This window comes from Colwellia sp. TT2012 (genome assembly GCF_001440345.1).
Taxonomy (GTDB): Bacteria; Pseudomonadota; Gammaproteobacteria; order Enterobacterales; family Alteromonadaceae; genus Colwellia.
This window is the reverse complement of the sequence record NZ_LJYX01000120.1, coordinates 1-843: the sequence shown is the minus strand read 5'-3', so window position 1 is coordinate 843 and position 843 is coordinate 1. Positions and strand designations below refer to the sequence as shown.

Annotated in this window: 1 protein-coding gene; it reads left to right on the top strand. The window is 58.0% G+C overall.

All coding sequences use genetic code 11. The annotated features are described in order from the left end of the window. Positions 1-803, top strand: an 803-nt coding sequence (locus ASU03_RS19045) for an extracellular solute-binding protein (protein ID WP_057833287.1), incomplete at its 5' end; no start/stop codon positions are given. Positions 804-843 lie beyond the last annotated feature (40 nt).

The window sequence follows — 843 nt, the reverse complement described above, 5'->3', positions numbered from 1 at the left end:
ACAAGTCGTTGCTGAGCAACTACGCCAATCTCGACCCGGCGCTGCTCAAGCGCCTGGAAAAGAACGACCCGGGCAACCAGCACGCCGTGCCTTACCTGTGGGGTACCAACGGCATCGGCTACAACGTCGATAAAGTGAAGGAAGTGCTGGGCGTCGACAAGATCGATTCCTGGGCTGTGCTGTTCGAGCCGGAAAACATGAAGAAGCTGGCCAGTTGCGGCGTGTCCTTCATGGACTCGGCCGATGAAATGCTGCCGGCGGTGCTCAACTACATGGGCCTGGACCCTAACAGCACCAACCCGGCGGACTACAAGAAAGCCGAGGAAAAACTGCTGAAAGTACGTCCCTACGTGACCTACTTCCACTCATCCAAATACATCTCGGACCTGGCCAACGGCAATATCTGCGTGGCCGCCGGGTTCTCCGGCGATGTGTTCCAGGCCAAGGCCCGCGCGGCCGAGGCCGGTAAGGGCGTGAACATCGCCTACGCGATTCCGAAAGAAGGCGGCAACCTGTGGTTTGACGTGCTGGCGATCCCCAAGGACTCGACCAACGTCAAGGAGGCCCACGCCTTCATCAACTATCTACTGCAACCTGAAGTGATCGCTCAGGTCAGTGATTACGTCGGCTACGCCAACCCTAACCCAGGGGCGGACACGCTGATGGAGCAATCGATACGCACCGACGAAGCGGTTTATCCACCGCAGGCGGTTCTCGACCGGACGTTTGTCAACTTCGAGCTACCCCCGAAAGTGCAACGCTTGATGACCCGTAGCTGGACCAAGGTCAAGACGGGCAAGTAAGGCTCAAATTATCCAAGGTTCGTCCGTATTGGACGTTCCG